This window comes from Spirosoma montaniterrae (genome assembly GCF_001988955.1).
Taxonomy (GTDB): Bacteria; Bacteroidota; Bacteroidia; order Cytophagales; family Spirosomataceae; genus Spirosoma; species Spirosoma montaniterrae.
Genome location: NZ_CP014263.1, coordinates 4,636,440 through 4,653,431 on the forward strand (window position 1 = coordinate 4,636,440; position 16,992 = coordinate 4,653,431).

At 51.8% G+C, this 16,992-nt stretch carries 15 protein-coding genes; 1 reads left to right on the forward strand and 14 read right to left on the reverse strand.

Translation table 11 applies throughout. The features are described from left to right. Window positions 1-37: 37 nt before the first annotated feature. The 14 genes from porV to AWR27_RS19995 all read right to left on the reverse strand — a co-directional run bounded on the left by porV (window position 38) and on the right by AWR27_RS19995 (window position 16,155). Window positions 38-1,252, reverse strand: a complete 1,215-nt coding sequence (gene porV, locus AWR27_RS19930; RefSeq protein WP_077132815.1) for a type IX secretion system outer membrane channel protein PorV — start codon at window positions 1,250-1,252, stop codon at window positions 38-40. Between the two features lie 134 nt (window positions 1,253-1,386). Beyond that, complete coding sequence (porU, locus tag AWR27_RS19935; protein ID WP_232325880.1) at window positions 1,387-4,845, reverse strand: type IX secretion system sortase PorU; 3,459 nt, start codon at window positions 4,843-4,845, stop codon at window positions 1,387-1,389. A 3-nt stretch (window positions 4,846-4,848) separates the two neighbouring features. After that, on the reverse strand, window positions 4,849-5,475 hold the full coding sequence (locus tag AWR27_RS19940; RefSeq protein WP_077134102.1) for a sprT domain-containing protein: 627 nt from the start codon (window positions 5,473-5,475) through the stop codon (window positions 4,849-4,851). Window positions 5,476-5,539: 64 nt separating this feature from the next. Further along, a complete protein-coding gene (locus tag AWR27_RS19945; RefSeq protein WP_077132816.1) occupies window positions 5,540-5,737 on the reverse strand; it encodes a PG1828 family lipoprotein in 198 nt (65 codons plus the stop codon). A 146-nt stretch (window positions 5,738-5,883) separates the two neighbouring features. Then, the gene (locus AWR27_RS19950; protein WP_077132817.1) at window positions 5,884-6,387 is read right to left on the reverse strand and encodes a GtrA family protein; all 504 of its coding nucleotides are present in this window, start codon (window positions 6,385-6,387) and stop codon (window positions 5,884-5,886) included. A gap of 121 nt (window positions 6,388-6,508) precedes the next feature. Continuing rightward, window positions 6,509-7,915, reverse strand: coding sequence for an NADH-quinone oxidoreductase subunit N (locus AWR27_RS19955; RefSeq protein WP_077132818.1), 1,407 nt, complete (start codon window positions 7,913-7,915; stop codon window positions 6,509-6,511). A gap of 9 nt (window positions 7,916-7,924) precedes the next feature. After that, the gene (locus AWR27_RS19960; RefSeq protein ID WP_077132819.1) at window positions 7,925-9,400 is read right to left on the reverse strand and encodes a complex I subunit 4 family protein; all 1,476 of its coding nucleotides are present in this window, start codon (window positions 9,398-9,400) and stop codon (window positions 7,925-7,927) included. A 1-nt stretch (window position 9,401) separates the two neighbouring features. Continuing rightward, window positions 9,402-11,327: an NADH-quinone oxidoreductase subunit L gene (gene nuoL / locus AWR27_RS19965; protein ID WP_077132820.1), complete on the reverse strand. Its 1,926-nt coding sequence runs from the start codon at window positions 11,325-11,327 to the stop codon at window positions 9,402-9,404. Between the two features lie 83 nt (window positions 11,328-11,410). Then, on the reverse strand, window positions 11,411-11,755 hold the full coding sequence (nuoK, locus tag AWR27_RS19970; protein WP_077132821.1) for an NADH-quinone oxidoreductase subunit NuoK: 345 nt from the start codon (window positions 11,753-11,755) through the stop codon (window positions 11,411-11,413). Window positions 11,756-11,839: 84 nt separating this feature from the next. Next, complete coding sequence (locus tag AWR27_RS19975; RefSeq protein ID WP_077132822.1) at window positions 11,840-12,661, reverse strand: 3'-5' exonuclease; 822 nt, start codon at window positions 12,659-12,661, stop codon at window positions 11,840-11,842. Between the two features lie 129 nt (window positions 12,662-12,790). After that, the gene (locus AWR27_RS19980) at window positions 12,791-13,183 is read right to left on the reverse strand and encodes an ExbD/TolR family protein (RefSeq protein WP_077132823.1); all 393 of its coding nucleotides are present in this window, start codon (window positions 13,181-13,183) and stop codon (window positions 12,791-12,793) included. A gap of 17 nt (window positions 13,184-13,200) precedes the next feature. Next, complete coding sequence (locus tag AWR27_RS19985; RefSeq protein WP_077132824.1) at window positions 13,201-13,908, reverse strand: MotA/TolQ/ExbB proton channel family protein; 708 nt, start codon at window positions 13,906-13,908, stop codon at window positions 13,201-13,203. Window positions 13,909-14,071: 163 nt separating this feature from the next. Further along, window positions 14,072-15,187 carry an alkane 1-monooxygenase gene (locus tag AWR27_RS19990; protein WP_077132825.1) on the reverse strand — a complete coding sequence of 372 codons (1,116 nt, stop codon included), beginning with the start codon at window positions 15,185-15,187 and terminating at the stop codon, window positions 14,072-14,074. After that, on the reverse strand, window positions 15,184-16,155 hold the full coding sequence (locus tag AWR27_RS19995) for a zinc-dependent alcohol dehydrogenase family protein (RefSeq protein WP_077132826.1): 972 nt from the start codon (window positions 16,153-16,155) through the stop codon (window positions 15,184-15,186). The genes AWR27_RS19990 and AWR27_RS19995 overlap by 4 nt, the downstream gene beginning before the upstream one ends. A gap of 54 nt (window positions 16,156-16,209) precedes the next feature. On the opposite strand from AWR27_RS19995, the gene AWR27_RS20000 reads away from it, so the two are divergent. Continuing rightward, the gene (locus AWR27_RS20000) at window positions 16,210-16,935 is read left to right on the forward strand and encodes an MIP/aquaporin family protein (protein ID WP_077132827.1); all 726 of its coding nucleotides are present in this window, start codon (window positions 16,210-16,212) and stop codon (window positions 16,933-16,935) included. Window positions 16,936-16,992: the final 57 nt, after the last annotated feature.

Sequence of the window (16,992 nt, forward strand, 5' to 3'; positions counted from 1 at the left end):
TCTACTCACTCGCGCTTTCACTCGTTCGCCTATTGATTTATTCTTCGCTGACGTCGTCTTCGCTGAAGATACGGTTCGCACTATTGAGGTTAATCAGCAACGAAATTCGGAATGTCTGCGCGAGCGGATTTCCCTGCCGCACAGGCAGCAGATATGAGAAATCTACGCCGAATTTCTGCTGAAGCCGCAAGCCAACGCCCGTTGTCAGGTATTTGCGCCCTCCTTTATCTGCCGACTCATGGAAGTACCCGACACGAGCGGCAAATTGCTCGTTATACCAGTATTCGATACCGGTTGAAATGGTAAACTCTTTTAGTTCTTCGCTTAATCCGCCCGGCGCATCGGCAAACGAACCGAAAACCGAACTGAAGTAATTTTTATTGTTGTTCACATTAGTCAACTGTCCATTTACAACCTGCAAATTGGGCGTAGGCACCATCAGTTTGTTCACGTCAACCAGAAAGTTGAATTTGTTGTACTGATCGGTGTAATAGGTCAACGCGGTTCCCAGGCGCAGGTTGGTTGGGATGAAATACCGGTCGATACCGCCGTAGTTGATTCGCCCGCCGAGGTTAGAAATCATACCACCAAAAGCCCAGCCCAAACCACGACCGGTTGAGCGATCACGCACTTCGTTCTGGTAGAACGCGCTAATGTCGGCAGCAGCGGTCGAACCGGGCTGCAAACCGGGCGATGATGAACCTGATGCCAGATTGGAGTTCAGGTACTTGAGGTTTACACCGAGCGAAAAGTTCTGCGACAACCGTTGCACAAACGAGCCGGTAAACGCATACTCTCGGGAGTTGAACGATCCGGCCTGTACGCCCGTTGCGGTCGTAAAGTCGACCGTCCCCAGGTCGAAATACATCATCGATGCACCTACAACCGAGTTTTTACCTACTTTGGTATACCCTCCCAGATACGTATAATACATATCACCGATCAGTTCGCGCAGCCAGGGGGTATAGGAAATAGCCAACCCTTTATCCTGTTTGGCAAATACTAACTTCGATGGGTTCCAGAACAGCGCGTTGGCATCGGCATCGCCCAGGGCTACGCCCGCATCACCCAGTGCCCCCGAACGCGCATCGGGCGTAAAATTCAGAAAGGGCACCGACGAAGTGGGTACACGCAGCGTGAGTGCCTGACCATTGAGGGCAGTCACACTGGATGGAGGAGTGCTTTGTGCGAGAACGGCGAGTGGGAAGAAACTGATTACACCGAGAAGAACACGGGAAAAATTGCGCTTCATAAAGAATGTGTTGGTCAACGACAGCAACAGATTGGGGTGAGAATGGCAGTCGTGTGCGGTCAAAATTACGACGAAAGGTTGGATTATGTGGGTAATTGGGTCGAGTTTCTGTGTTTCAATCGTTTTTTGTCGGTTTACTTACTGAGTAGAACCCGGCTGCTAACCGTTGCCGAAGCTCCGTCGGCGGCTGACCGAATCTGTAGTCGAATCAGATATTGCCCATTCGGAACAGCCTGCCCGGTGTCGGTTTGGCCGTTCCAGCTTCCTACCGGTATGGTAGCCGTACAGCCCGTACATTGGCCCGGCTGCTGACTTATGAGCCGCCCCATCACATCAAAAACCTCAAGTGTCCAGTCGAGCGGTTCATCGGTCCGATTCAGTTCAGCGGTCAGCGTTGATTCGCTCGTGATTGGGTTCGGCCTTGCCTGTAGATTTAACAGAGCCAAACCTGGTTGTTCAGAAACTATTATGGTCAACGCCTTCTCGACTGAATTATTGTTAATATCCCAGGCTTTGACCCGCAGTTGATACATACCCGGCGTCAGATTGCGAAACGTATAAGTGGCTTCTCCCTGCCGCCCGTCGGTGCCTTTCGCTACGTAAGCGTCGTTCAGAACAACCGGTATCTGCTCATTCAGCCGCCCTGTCAGCTCATGCCCTAACCCCGACCGAGCGGTATTTATACCCTTATCGTCGCTTAGCTGAACCCGGATGGTTACGTCAGGCCCGGCCACGCGAACAGCTTCGCCATCAGCGGTACTACCCGCTACTAATAAAGTCATGGATGGCGGCTGATTGTCAACTGCATCCGCAAAAATGCTGCCACCAATCAGCAACCCGTCATAATTTCCTGACGCATTCAGCAAACTATCAGACCGCACGGCGTAGGCATATAGTTTGCCGGGGCCAACTGTGTAGTTAATATCTTTGGGCAACGTAAACCGCACCGAGAAACGCCCTTCCTGCACGGGTACCTGTCCTGAAAAAACGGTACTCGTAAACGCCATATACGTCATTTTCGGACTTGTAGCATCGGCTCCCAGCGTACTTTGTGTAGTAGCTTTATCGAATAGCGTTAGCCTGACTGTACCCGAGAAATTCGCTAATCGTTGATTACTATGGCGGATTTCGCCCGATAGCTGAACCGTCTGTAAAGCCCGCAGCGTATCGGGCCGGGCCGGGTCGAGGTTTCGCCCATCGATTTGGGTTAGTACGACCTGCGCCTGCGGGTAAGCCAGCCGCAGGGATGGGTCGCCGAGCAAGGCGAAATTTCGATTGACCGGTCCGCTCAAACTGTTATTTTTCGTCAGTCGCATCACATCGCCCAATCGCGGCATCTGCCCATCGATAGGCGTGAATGCAGCGCCGTAGAAGGCTTCGTTCAGCAACAGATTCGTATTCGCATAAACCGGGCGCGTGGTTGTCAATAACCCAATGGCACCGCCTGTGCGGCTCAACAACGCTAACTCTGCGCCTGAGCTGACGTTCGGATCATCGTATCGCCCAAACTCACAAGTTGCTGTAATCCAAAGGGGTAAACGCTGATTTCGCCAGGAAAGAATGTCTTGTAGCGTAACGATCTGTTCATCGGCCAAATCAAGAATGCCGCCATGACCGCTATAGTTGATAATCAGCCGACCATCGATCATAGCCCGATTTATTCGCTGGTTTACCAAAGGAGCTTTCTGCCCATTCGGCGTATTTTCCTGCTGGAAGCTGTCTAAAAAAACGCGTTCGGTGCGGTAGGCGGGGCTTTTACGTTCTACGGCAGAGGCCAACTGATCGGCGTCGCGCTGGTGAATGTTATAGTCGCCATCGTCGCCAATCAGCATAACGCGCGTTTGCCAGTCACCTGCCAAAGCCGGGTCCGAACTATACCGGATAAGTTTATCTACTACCGTTCGGGCTTCTTCAATCGATTTAACCGGCAATCGGCCCACGCCAATATCCATACGTTCATCGCCTGCATACGTCTCAATCCATTCGCCCTCGTTCGGGTCCATAAAACCGAAATAATCGTCTGACGAATAACTTAACACAGGATGTAACGACTCGCGGCTTTCGTAGACAGGCACAAAATTCGTCATCTGTGTCCGACTGCTCTGCCTGACAATATTTCGGTAGTCGAATGTGGCATCGCCAAATAGCAGCAGGTAACGCAACTGACCAGGCTGTTTCAGATAAAAATACCGGGCTGCGTCGCGAATAGCTGTCGGATCGGGCTGACCGGAGCCAAATTCATTGACTACTTCGGTGGTCGTTACAACCAAAACCGACAATTTATCGTGTTCCTGCCGGAAGCGGGCCAGCCGTTCGGCCTGTACCCGAAACGCAGCGGGCGTAACGATTAGCAGATTTGGCGCATCCTGACCGCGAACATTCTGATTCCGAAGCCCAGCCAGCGACACAGGCGTTTTGACCTGTGCATCGGTAAACAGGAAATAATCCCCGCTTTGTGGAGCCGACCAAGCCGCTTCGTTAGTAGCCGACAGCGTATAGTTTTGTAGCGTTGGCACGAGTGGGTTTGTGACATTCCAAATACGTAACGCATTGGTAGCCTGCCGTATAACATACTGCCCGGCAACTAATCGGCGTAGCCAGACTGGCTGCTCGTATTGCCGGAGTTCGCGATTAATCTGGATTCCCAGAAAATCTACATACCCCTGCGCCGAAAACAGGCCATTTTTTCGATACGTCAGCGTCAATCGAAGTAAATTATTCGTCGTTGTCAGCCTTGTAACGAACGTATCAGTCCGAGTAATCCCCTGATAGTCATATTGGTATCCCGAAATAGCGGACATTGGCATTGTACCAATCAACTGTTCATTGACCTGCAACCGAAACAGCGTTGGTATGGTTGCCCCGGCCACAACCGACGCTGTTAGCCGAACAGGCGTATTAGCAACCATACCGGGCACCTCGAACGGCACGGTCAGCGTGGTATCAGTTGTCAGGTACTCGCCCAGCCACGCCCGGCCCGACCGTACACCCGGCACTTTCACCAAATCGCGTTCGTGGTATTGATAATCGTCGAAAGTCGTAACAGTTGGCGTAGCTGTCAGCGCACCGACAGGCCGTTCGGCTATCCGCAAACCAGGTGCCGGGCCAATCGTCAGAAAATAAAAGGTGGTATCACTATATGGGTTGATTTGATGTACGAACCGCCGGGTTGTTGAATCGTAGCGAACAGTTCCCGGACTTTGTCCAAAAAACAGTAGGGCATCGCCCGTATCGAAACGGCCATCGGCCTCGCCCGTAACCTGAATAGCGTTTTCGAGCAAGTCAGCAGGACGTGGAGTGCTATTACGCTGCGGTAACGTAGCTCCACCATTGCCATACAGTCGGAGCCGACGCGGGTCGGCACTGGCAAAGGCGGGGTTGAGCCGCGACAGCGTAGCCTGGTCGAGCCGGTACACGCCCGATTCGGTCACGCCAATTTTCACCCAACTACCCTCCCGCAAAACAGACTGCGCCAGAGCGGAATGAATGCTGAGGAGAGAAAAGTAGAAAATGGTAAATACAGAAATACCAACGGCTTTAAGACGTCGCCGACTGTAATTTCCACCTATCAACCATTTTCCATTTTTCATCATTCGTTAGTTTTTAACCTCAACCACCGCATGTGCCAGAATAGCGTAGGATCGCCCGGAGCCAATTTCTTTACAAACGACGCGGGTCCGGCGCATCGTACCGCGCACAAACGTCTTTTTCGCCAACTGAAAGGATGTGCCTTCGGGCAAATCGCCGAGTGTGGTTTGTTTATGAGCTAATTCAACGAGTGGCTGCCGGTCTGCCAGTCGCAAGGCACTAATTAGAGCCGGGTGAGCCGCCGTAGTTGCGGCTGGTTTTTGCATGTACCGAATCAGCGGATTCAGAATAGAGACGGGGAAAACGGCTTCGGTCAGCAGCGGTTGCATGAGCCGCTGAAAAGCCGTCTGCCAAACGTTGCCATGCGGCCTGGTACGCAACGGTCTACCCAATCGCCGGTAATTTCGATACACATCGGCATGAGCCACTTCGTGGATGTACGTTATCAGAAAGGCATATGGATTTAAATCGGCATTAACCGTAATCTGTATTTGTCCGGTTGGAAGCGTCCTGAAATCGCCAAATCGTGACCGTCGCGGCTTCACTACCCGAAACACGAAGTCATATTGTTGCCAAAGCTGCTGACAATAAGGAATAGAACGAGATGGAAAGTATTTTTGAAACGAATCTGCCACGGTATAAAAAGGAAAAAGCCCTATAAAAATAGAGCTTTTTCGTAAAATCGTAGCGGGAAGCAACTTACTTCGTCGCGCTGTCGGCAACAGCCGTAGCAGCTGAATCCACCGTAACGGCAGCCGAATCAACAGCCATCGTGGTGGTGTCGGTAGCCATAGCAGCCGTTGAATCAACAGCAGCTTCTTCCGTTTTTGGTTTGCTCTGGCAAGCAGCGAATGTTAGCATGCTGCTAACGAACAGGAGTGCGAATACTTTTTTCATTGCCCTTTGTCGGTGGTATTTTTATAATTCCGCTGCAAATATAGTTTTTTTTAAAACAATGCAACGCATACCGCTTCAGCTTTTGAACCGAGGGGATCTTCCTTAAAAAAAGACAATTCTATTTGGTACTTATACAAGAATAATTATCACAGAGACTCATTATCGTCGGACTTGGTAGACCGGGAGCGCAGTTTGTCATACATCCCTGTACTTCTAAACGTTAATAGCTTGTGTCCGAAATAGTTGGCGAGAAAGCTAAGCCCCATACCAACAACGTGTGAGCCTTTCTCACGCCAGAATGGTTTAAGCATTGGAAATAGCGGGTTAGCCACAAACTCGAGCGTTAATTTGGAAACGCCGACCTGAACGGCCAGGGCAATCAAGGCAATGATGAGAAATTTAATGGCTTCCCGACCCGTATTTCCGGTTTTACCCGCCGAGAAGGCGAATCGCTTCGTGGGGATGAAGCTAACCACTGTTGCCGTCAGATAGCCCAGAAGAACGCTTGTACCGAATTCAGCCCCAGCACGCCGGTAAAAAATCTGTGAAATAAAATTAACCGACGCACCCAACAGAGCAGTCAGAAAAAAGGAGAAAAAGCTTTTTTTGTATTCCCTGTATTTGGGCTGTTCAATACTGCTCACGTTCACGGACTTCCCTGCGAAACGATGGTTAGAGTCGTTTCAATGACAAAATTAGTTAATTCAACATGCGGTAGTCCCTGAGATGCTTAATTAACTGAGTAAGCGGTTCGTTTATTCAGGTTGCAAATCAGAACAGGTTCTGAAGAAGCCCAGGCATTACGCCCAAACCTAACGTTACTACGGTGGCAATCACCAGCACATATCGATAAACGGGCGAAACTTGAATTGGTTCGACAGCACCGTCGCGGAAATACATGGCAATGATAACACGGAAGTAGTAATAGATACCCACTGCCGACATCAGCACAGCTACCACCAGCAGCCAGATTTGCCCTCGTTCGGCGGCTGTTGAGAACATATAAAATTTACCCCAAAAGCCCGCCGTCAGCGGTATACCGGCCAGCGATAGCATCGACACCGCCATAGCAAAACCCAGCAAAGGGTTCTGTCGGGCCAGCCCATTGAACGAGTCGAAACTTTCGGCCACAACGCCTTCGCCCGATAACGTTTGGGTACTGCGTTGCTGCGCTACGAGTAAAAGCACGGCGAAGGCAGAAATTGTAGCCACTGAGTACGCCAGCGAGTAGAACACGATAGCCTGTTTGGTCTGAGTCCCCAACGCGGCCAGGCCAATGAGCAAATAGCCCGCATGCGATATGCTCGAATAGGCCATCATCCGCTTAAAGCTATTTTGATATACCGCCGTAATGTTACCGGCAATGAGTGTCAGGGCCGTGATGCCAGCCAGAATAGCCCACCAGAAACCATATACCTGACTGAACGAAACAGACAACAGCTTGAACAGTGCCGCAAAACCAGCCGTTTTCACTACGGTCGACATAAATGCCGTGAAAATGGTTGGCGCACCGTCATAAACATCGGGCGTCCAGAAATGGAACGGGGCCGCCGATACTTTAAACAATAGGCCAATCAGCAGCATCAGCAGACCCACATACATCAGCAACGACAGGCCCGCTTGCGGATTAGCCGCATAGCCTGCAATACCGGCCAGCGTAAATGAGCCGGTGGAGCCGTAGATGAGCGCCATGCCGAAAAGTAGAATGCCAGTGGCAAAGCAGCCCATCAAAAAATACTTCAACGCGGCTTCATTGGAGCGCAGATTTCGCTTGTCGCTACCTGTTAGCACATACATGGCTACCGACAGAATTTCGACGCCTACAAATAGCATAATCAGGTTCTCGAATCCGGCCATCATGATGCCACCGACCAGCGAGAACAGCATAATGGCGTAATATTCAGCCGGTTGGGCTTCTTCATCTTCTGCAAATCGACTCGATAAGGCTACTACCAAAAACGCCGACCCCAGCATAATAGCCGTAAAAACCATTGTCAGGTTATCGGTGCGAAGCATTCCGTTGAAATACAGATACGCTTTATTCCAGTCGTAGAAATTAGCGGCCAGTGCCAGCAGCAGCGACAACAGTGCAGCGGGCAGCAACAGCGTTCTTGACTTCTGAAAGCCCAGAAAGAGTAATGCAATACCTAAAACCGATAGCAGAACGATGGGTAACATAGTACGATGTTATTTCAGGGACACTGCCGTAGTTCCAATGTATTTCATCAGATTGGCAACGGCGGGTTCAGTAACTTTTAAAAACGTTTGCGGATATATGCCCATCCAGAATACCATTACCACTAACGGCACAAACACTAAGCTTTCCGACAGCGTCAGATCGGCAAAGTTCGTAGTACGCGACGACGGTGTGCCAAACATGCTTTTCTGGAACATACGGAGCATGTATACCGCCCCGAAAATGATGGTAAATCCAGCCGCCAGCCCAATGTAGTGATTGTAGGTATATACACCGTGTAGCAGCAGAAACTCGCCTACAAAACCATTGGTAAGCGGCAAAGCCACACTACCCAACAGCATAATCATGAAGAAAACCGTCAGCTTGGGCGTTGTTTTCGTGATGCCGCCAAGCTGATCGAGCTGATGAGTTTGGGTGCGGGCAAAAATGGCATCGGCTACGAAGAACATGCCAACCACGTTGACGCCGTGAGCGAGCATCTGAATCAATGCCCCTTGCATCCCGGTTTCGGTTTGCGAAAAGACGCCAGCCGCCATCAGCCCCACGTGCGAAAACGACGAATAGGCAATCAGTCGCTTCATGTCGCGCTGCCGAATAGCGATGATCGAGCCATACACAATGCCGATTACCGACAGCACGATGGCTGTGCGGCCCCAGGCTTCTACACCCAATGGCACAACCGGTAAAATAAACCGAATCAGGCCATATACGCCCATTTTCAGCATTACGCCAGCCAGTAGCATCGTTGCTGGCGTTGGCGATTCTACGTATGTATCGGGTTGCCACGTATGGAATGGGAACACGGGCATCTTGATGGCAAATGCAATGAAAAACGCCCAGAACACCCACGATTGTGCTTCAGGCGTTAGCTTCAGCCTGTAAAAATCAGTAATGTTCGCTGTATGATGCCCATCAACCAGCGGGGTTTGATAATACAGATACACCAGCGCAACCAGCATGAACAGGCTACCGAAAATGGTGTATATAAAAAACTTGAACGTAACCGGCACGCGATTCTCACCCCCCCACATGGCCGCAAGAAAATAAATAGGAATCAGCGCAGCCTCGAAAAAGAAGTAGAACAGAAACGCGTCGCGGGCTGTAAAAACGCCCATTAGCGCGGCCTGCATATACAGCATGAGTGCGTAAAACAGGGCCGGGCGCGAATACGACCGCTCGAAGGTTGACAGTACAATTAAGGGTACGACTAATCCTGTCAGCAAAACCAGCAGCACACTGATTCCATCGATGCCGCCACTCAATCGAATACCCAACGAGCTAATCCAGGCGTAGTCGTAGCCAAACTGAGAGGTAGCATCGGGCTTAAATTGAACAAACACGGCTACAGCATACACTAACTCAACGAGTGCGGCCACTAAAGCAGCCTGTTTCACACGCTCGCCCTTAATCAACAAAATCAGCGATGCCGCTACGACGGGATAGAGAATGAGGAATATGGTTTGCATATCAGAAGCGTACAAAGAACCGAAGGGCGAAAATGAGTACGATGCTTACGACCATCGCCAGCACATAAAAACCAATAGAACCGTTTTGCAGCCGCCGAAGCTGCCCAGCCCCCTGCCGAACCAGCCAGGCCACGCCATTCACAACACCATCGACCAGCATTTCGCCAAAGCTATACAAGGCGTCGCCAATACCGCGAACGGGCCGAACGATGATCGTGTCGTAGAGTTCGTCGATGTAGTATTTATTGTACACAACCTGCTCAGGCAGCGAACGCTCGGCATTTTCGGGAGCCGGAACAGCACCACGACTGACGTACATAACATAAGCCAGCACCAACGACAGCAGTGCCACGCCTGCCGACACCGCCATCAGCGTATATTCGGTGCTGTGATCGAGTGTTAGTTCCAGAGCGGCTGCGTTCACCTGTTTGGAACCGGCAAAAATGGGTTCTAAGAAATGGTGCAGCCAGCCACCACCGGGCAGATTCATGCCCCCACCAATAGCCGACAATATCGCCAGAACAACCAACGGCGCGGTCATGGTTGACGGCGACTCGTGCAGGTGGTGTCGCTGCTCCTCCGTACCCCGGAACTCGCCGAAGAACGTCAGGAACAGCAGCCGGAACATGTAGAATGAGGTCAGGGCAGAGCCTAATAGGCCCAATGCCCACAGCACTTTGTTGTGCACAAACACGTGTGCCAGAATTTCATCTTTCGAGAAGAAACCCGCAAACGGCGGCAAGCCCGAAATGGCAATTGTGCCGATCAAAAACGTAATAAACGTGATGGGTAGAGCCTTCCGCAAGCCGCCCATTTTTCGAATATCCTGCTCGTCGGACATTGCGTGAATCACGCTTCCCGCGCCAAGAAACAACAGGGCTTTGAAGAAGGCGTGTGTTACAACGTGAAACATGCCCGCCGTGTAGGCAGTGGCACTCAGACCCAGGAACATATATCCTAACTGCGACACGGTTGAGTAGGCCAGCACTTTCTTGATGTCGTTCTGCAACAAACCAATTGAAGCCGCCAGCAGTGCCGTAGCAATGGCGATCCCACCGATAATCTCCAGTGTCAGGGGCGAAAGCGTGTACAGCACGTTCGAGCGAATGACCATATAAATACCCGCCGTCACCATCGTTGCCGCGTGAATCAGGGCCGATACGGGCGTTGGCCCGGCCATCGCGTCGGGAAGCCACGTATAAAGCGGAATCTGCGCCGACTTGCCCATTGCGCCCACAAACAGCAGCAGCGTAATCAGCAGAATCGTGCTGTCGCCGATTTCTAAACTCGTTGCCTGTTTAAACACGTCGATATATTCAACCGTGCCAAACGTGTTGATAATCATGAAGATGCCGAGCAGAAAGCCGAGGTCGCCGATACGGTTCATGACGAAGGCTTTGCGGGCGGCATTATTGTAATTGGTATTCGTGTTCCAGAAGCCGATGAGCAGGTATGAGCACAGCCCCACGCCTTCCCAGCCGATAAACATGATGACGTAGTTCGACCCCATCACCAGCAGCAGCATGAAGAAAATGAACAGGTTCAGAAACGACATGAACTTGCCGAATCCTTCGTCGTGGTGCATGTAGCCGATGCTGTACAGATGAATCAGCAACCCCACGCCCGTTACAACCATCAGCATCAACAGGCTGAGTTGATCGATTTGAAACGAGAAGTTGATATGCAGATCGCCGACGCTTATCCAGTCGAACAGGTTAACGATGACTGGAGCCGTTTCGCCAGCCACCTGCGAATGGCCCAGAAAATAGCCAAACAGATAGCAAGTGATTAGAAACGAAGCAAAAACGGCAATAACCGCGATGGCACCAGCCGCACCTTTAGGTATGCGCCGGAAGCCAATACCGTTGATTAGAAACCCAATCAGCGGAAACAGGGGAATGAGTGCAGCGAGTAATTCGGGTTTCATACAGTTCTGTTTCAGGTTCAGGGCTCATCAGTCAAGGTTAGCTTTTGACAACGTTGAACGTAAACCCCGAACATCGAACAAGTTTACCACTTCAGTTTATTGAGCAGGCCCACGTCAATCGAGCGGGTATTTCGGTAAATCATCACAATAATTGCCAGCCCGACTGATACTTCGGCGGCAGCTACGGCCATGATGAAAAAGACGAATACCTGCCCCGCCGAGTCAGATCGGTACGACGAGAAAGCGATGAGAAGGAGATTCACAGCGTTGAGCATCAGCTCAACCGACATGAAAATGATGATGGCATTTCGCCGGGTCAGAACCCCGATGATGCCGATAACGAACAGTGCCGTACTGAGAATCAGGTAGTACGTAAGTGGTATTTGCTGAATAACCTCTGGTATAAGTACGTCCTGAGTGGGTTGCATAGGTGCCGGTTAATGGAAAGTGCCGCAAAGCTACTAATAATTTGTAATTGTGGAACGCGCTTTCGTGCCACCAAAACTACCAAATTACTTCCGTCCATTTACGTGGGTGAGCATTCGCAGCCGGATTTCGGTGAGTCGACGTTTGGTGTCGAGCGGAAACTCGCCTTTCAGCATCCAGTCGTAAAAAGCAGGTTCTTTTTGCAGAACGTCCAGTACGGGCCGGTCTTTGTGCTTACCAAAGTTGAAGACTTCAACGCCTTCGTTATTCAGAATGATGCGCCCGGCCAAGTCAACGTTTTTATTGGCGGTCAGGCTGTGCAACACATCCATATCGTTGTCGAAAACAACTTCCTGACCACTGTCTGAGCGGGTAACTTGTCCTTTGTAGCGTTGCACCTGTGCGTTTAGTACTTCGAGCGTGGCCAGCGTATCGGCTTCGGCTCCGTGTGCCCCTACGAGGTCTTTATCGCAGTAGAATTTGTAGGCCGCCGAGAGGTTACGCGGCTCCATGAGATGAAAAATGCGCTGCGCATCAAGAAGCCGCCGGTTTTTTACATCGAAATCAACGTTGGCCCGCAAAAACTCTTCGACCAGCAGCGGCACGTCGAACCGGTTGGAGTTGAACCCGGCCAGATCGCAACCTTCCAGAAACTGCGCCAGATTGCGGGCAACGGTTTTGAAGGGCGGAGCGTCTTTTACGTCGTCGTCATAGATGCCATGAATCAGGCTGGATTCGAGCGGAATCGGCATTCCCGGATTAACCCGCTGCGTTTTGCTGACAACCTCACCGCCCGGCATCGCTTTCATGATGCAGAGTTCGACGATGCGGTCTTTAGCCGTGTTAATGCCGGTTGTTTCGAGATCAAAAAAAGCGAGCGGCTTCCGAAGTACAAGTTGATGCGTCATAAACGCAAAGGTACGTGTAGAGACGCAAAATCTTGCGTCTCATCATGCGTCAGCCAAACCATTCACCCGAAAGAGACGCAAAATCACGACAGGGCTATCCAGCCAAAAGAGACGCAAAATCTTGCGTCTCTACTTTGAGGTTGCCATTACCATTTTGATGTTCAGTTTGGCACCAGTTTGCAGCACGTCGACCAAGTCCTGAACTGTCAGCGATTTATCGAACCGAACTACGACCGTTGGCTCGGCAATACCCGCCATGATGGTTTTCAGTTCGTTCTCCAGATTGGCCGGATCAACGGGCTTCTTGTCGATAAAATATTGCTTATTGCTATCCACCGAAAGCGTTACCTGCTTCTTGCTCAGTTGCTGCGACGATGCAGCTTTGGGCAACAACAGCTTGATTACGTTCGGGTTTGCTACCGTCGAAATGATGAGGAAGAATAACAGCAGAAAGAACATGATGTCGTTCAGCGACGAGGTCGCTACTTCGGCAGCAAATTTATTTTTACGTCGGAGTTTCATTTTACGTTCTTCATTGATTACCGTACCCGCTCGGCGGTGGGTTTTTGCAACACTTCGATAAACTCGAAGGCGTTCACTTCCAGCGCGAGCGTGAAGCGTTCGATCATCATATTGAGCAGGTGATAGCCCGTGTAGGCAATTACACCCACAATCAGCCCCGCACCCGACGTAATCATTTTTTCGTACAAACCACCGGCAATGATACCTACACTGATGTTATCGGACAGTGAGATGTCGTAGAAAATACGAATGATACCCGAAATAGTACCGATAAACCCAAGCATCGGCGCAATACCGGCAATGATGCCTAAGTAACCCATGTTCCGCTCTAACCGCGACAGCTCGATTTGTCCTACGGTCTCAATGGTGCTTTCAATTTCTTTGATCGGCGAACCAATCCGGCCAACGGCTTTCTCGAACACCCGGCCCATTGCCGACCGCTGATTACGGGCAAACGACTCCGCCGATTTGATATTTCCCTGCGCTACCATATCGCGCACGTTGTCGACAAAATTACCATCGACTTTGGTTTGCGACCGGATTACAAAGAATCGCTCGAAAATCAGGTACAGCGTCGCGAAGAAAAGAAAAGCGATGGGAATCATAACCCAGCCGCCTTTGGCAACCAGATCGAACAGTTGTAATGATTGGGGTTGAGCAGCCGCCGAAGTGGCCGAAAGCGACGCGGCTGTGGTGTCGACAGCCGGAACCTGGAGCAGGAGCATACGCGCGTAAATCGGGTAAGTGGATGAGAATGACCAGCGATTGTTTCCATCAGAAACGCACCGGATTCAACGGATATTGTTGTCAAAGATAACGAAGCCGCCCGTAACGCGGGTGGAAACCCGCAGACAACAACCGAAATTCCTTTTTTGTGGCGTCAGTACATCAGGCAAACTGCCGCACCACAGCCGCGATTTCTTCGGGGCGGTAGGCGCGGGTTTTCCAGCGGTCGAGACGGGGGTTCATAATGGCGAACCAGAACGGGGGCAGCAGAGCCAGCACAATCATGGTCGGATAGCCGCTGGGCAGTTGCGGGCTTTCGTCGAAATGCCGCAACACCTGATAGGGCCGCGATGCGTAGGCGTGGTGGTCAGAATGCCGTTGTAGCTGAAACAGAATAAAATTGCTGATTCGGTCGCTGGCATTCCACGAATGCAGCGGATTGACGCGTTCGTATTTGCCCGGCGATAGCTCGCGCCGGACAATACCGTAATGCTCAATGTAATTAATGGTTTCAAGCAGCAGAAAGCCGACCACACTTTGCACCGCGAAGAACACGGCTACCACCCAGACCACCGTACCAGTTAAAAAGCTGAATGCAGTCGTTAGCACTACGCATAGCAAAATAGGCAGAGCCGTAAACCAGATCATCTCGTTCCAGATGCCCCAAACGGGTTGCCCGGCTTTCGCCAGTAATTTCTCTTCGATTCGCCACGCGCTACGGTAGCCGCCCACCACCGACTGCCACCAAAACCCATACACCGACTGACCCCGGCGCGACGTGGCCGGGTCGAGCGGGGTAGCCACATGAACGTGATGGCCCCGATTGTGTTCGATCAGAAAGTGCATGTAGCTTACCGACAGCAGGGCCATTTTGGCATGAAACTGCGCTACCCGACTACTGCGATGGCCGAGTTCGTGGGCGACGTTGATGATGGCCCCGGCATGAAGGCCGATGCTTACCATCAGGCCCAGTTGCTGCCCAATAGTCATCGGTAACGTAACCAGCACGTAGCTTCCCCAAAGCAGCAGGGCGTAATGAATGTAGGGGTATGAGTAAACCAGTACATCGAAAAAGCGGTCACTGAGGGCTGTTTCGTATTGGTCTTTGTCGAGATTGGATCGGTCGCGACCGGCCAGCGCGTCGAGAATCGGGATCAGCACAAACGTAAACCCGACGGGTGCCCACGTCCAGCCCGGTCCGCCCACCAGCACCGAACCAACAATTACGGTGGGCAGGCTATAGGCCCACAAGAAGCCGATTTTTTTGACCAGGTTCATGGTTTTACCAGAATCTTCCCCCACCGTCCGTGCCGGTCGGCATGTTCGACGGCTTCAGCAATTTGGTCGAGCGAGTACGACGCTTCGACAGGCAGTTGAATCTTTCCCGAAGATAATAAACTGATAACGTTCTGCGCAACATCCTGCCGCGTGGCACTATCGACCCGGCGCATCCAGTCGGTGAGCCAGAAGCCTTTGACCGTCAGTTCGCGGAAAATCATCAGCCCTACGTTGAAGGCTGGGTCCTGCAAACTAAGCAGACCATACATGAGCATAGTGCCGCCTTTGCCGAGGCATTTTAACGCTTCGGATGCTGTATGTCCGCCCACCGCGTCGAGCACGCAGGCCACGCCGTTGCCGTCCGTGATTTGCTTCACACGGGTTGCCATGTTTTCGGTTTCAGTGTTGATAACTTCGGTCAGGCCCAATGCTTTCAGTTCGTCGTTGAGGTCGTCGCGCCGGACGGTGCCGATGGTGTTGATACCGCGCATCTTACAGAGTTGAATCACCATCTTGCCAAACGCCGACCCGGCTGCGGTCAGCATGAGCCAGCCACCCTCTTTTACGCCCGACTCCTGCACCATGGCATAGGCCGTAAACGGGTTTACGAACAATTGAGCGGCCACGTCGTCGGGCATCAAGTCGGGTACGGGAATCAGGCTTCGCTGGTGCGCGATGGCGTATTCCGACCACGTACCAACGCTTGTAAAGCTCACGCGCATACCGGTTCGCATCTGTACGCCCTCGCCCAGCGCATCGACCACGCCCACGCCCTCGAAACCCGCGCCCGATGGCAACTGAGGCCGGATGCCATACAGGTTCTGCACAAACATAATATCCGACGGATTGATCGGGCTGGCAACAACCCGAACGCGAACCTCGTTTGGTCCCGGTTCGGGCATTGGTACTTCGGTAGATTTCAGAATATCGGCGGGTTTGCCGGGCTTTTCAAAGATGATACTTTTCATAGCTCCAAAAATATCATTTAATTCGCACAAACTATTCCGAAACTCATTTCCTTGATGTCTACGTCTCCGTTTCTTGGCGAATTGATTGGAACGATGGTGCTGTTGCTGCTGGGCGATGGCGTCGTGGCTAACGTCGTATTAAAACAAACCAAAGGCAACTCAGCAGGCTGGATTGTAATTACGGCGGGCTGGGCCTTTGCCGTGACCATCGGCGTGTTCGTGGCGAAAGCGTTCGGCAGCGTCGATGCCCACCTCAACCCCGCCGTAACGGTCGCGTTTGCCATTGCCACCAGCGATTACAGCCACGTTCTGCCCTATATTTCGGCTCAACTCATTGGCGCGTTTCTGGGTGCCGTGCTGGTTTGGCTGCAATACCTGCCCCACTGGTCTACCACCCCCGACCCGTTCGATAAACTGGCGTGCTTTGCCACCGGCCCGGCCATTCGCAGCACCGGCCCGAATCTGTTGAGCGAGATTGTTGGTACGCTGGTGCTGATTCTGGGGCTGGCCGGTATTTCGTCAAAAAACCTCGGCGAACTGGCTATTGGCGTTGGCCCGTATTTGGTGGGTATTTTAGTCTGGAGTATCGGCTTATCGCTCGGTGGGTCAACGGGTTACTGTATCAACCCGGCCCGTGATTTCAGCCCCCGGCTGGCCCATGCGCTGTTGCCCATCGCCGGTAAAGGGTCGTCTGATTGGGGATACGCCTGGATTCCGGTGGCTGGCCCAATCATTGGAGCCATTATCGGCGGGTTGCTGATTCAGTGGTATGCGTTGTGAAATTAGATTCGCTGTTGATGGCGGTTTAGCCTTTCTGTTATCACTAACTACTTAATG

Bases quoted from the DNA above. Each gene is read 5' to 3' on its own strand.
- porV (WP_077132815.1), bottom strand. From the start codon at position 1,252: ATGAAGCGCAATTTTTCCCGTGTTCTTCTCGGTGTAATCAGTTTCTTC.
- porU (WP_232325880.1), bottom strand. From the start codon at position 4,845: ATGATGAAAAATGGAAAATGGTTGATAGGTGGAAATTACAGTCGGCGA.
- AWR27_RS19945 (WP_077132816.1), bottom strand. From the start codon at position 5,737: ATGAAAAAAGTATTCGCACTCCTGTTCGTTAGCAGCATGCTAACATTC.
- AWR27_RS19955 (WP_077132818.1), bottom strand. From the start codon at position 7,915: ATGTTACCCATCGTTCTGCTATCGGTTTTAGGTATTGCATTACTCTTT.
- AWR27_RS19960 (WP_077132819.1), bottom strand. From the start codon at position 9,400: ATGCAAACCATATTCCTCATTCTCTATCCCGTCGTAGCGGCATCGCTG.
- nuoL (WP_077132820.1), bottom strand. From the start codon at position 11,327: ATGAAACCCGAATTACTCGCTGCACTCATTCCCCTGTTTCCGCTGATT.
- nuoK (WP_077132821.1), bottom strand. From the start codon at position 11,755: ATGCAACCCACTCAGGACGTACTTATACCAGAGGTTATTCAGCAAATA.
- AWR27_RS19975 (WP_077132822.1), bottom strand. From the start codon at position 12,661: ATGACGCATCAACTTGTACTTCGGAAGCCGCTCGCTTTTTTTGATCTC.
- AWR27_RS19980 (WP_077132823.1), bottom strand. From the start codon at position 13,183: ATGAAACTCCGACGTAAAAATAAATTTGCTGCCGAAGTAGCGACCTCG.
- AWR27_RS19985 (WP_077132824.1), bottom strand. From the start codon at position 13,908: ATGCTCCTGCTCCAGGTTCCGGCTGTCGACACCACAGCCGCGTCGCTT.
- AWR27_RS19990 (WP_077132825.1), bottom strand. From the start codon at position 15,187: ATGAACCTGGTCAAAAAAATCGGCTTCTTGTGGGCCTATAGCCTGCCC.
- AWR27_RS19995 (WP_077132826.1), bottom strand. From the start codon at position 16,155: ATGAAAAGTATCATCTTTGAAAAGCCCGGCAAACCCGCCGATATTCTG.
- AWR27_RS20000 (WP_077132827.1), top strand. From the start codon at position 16,210: ATGTCTACGTCTCCGTTTCTTGGCGAATTGATTGGAACGATGGTGCTG.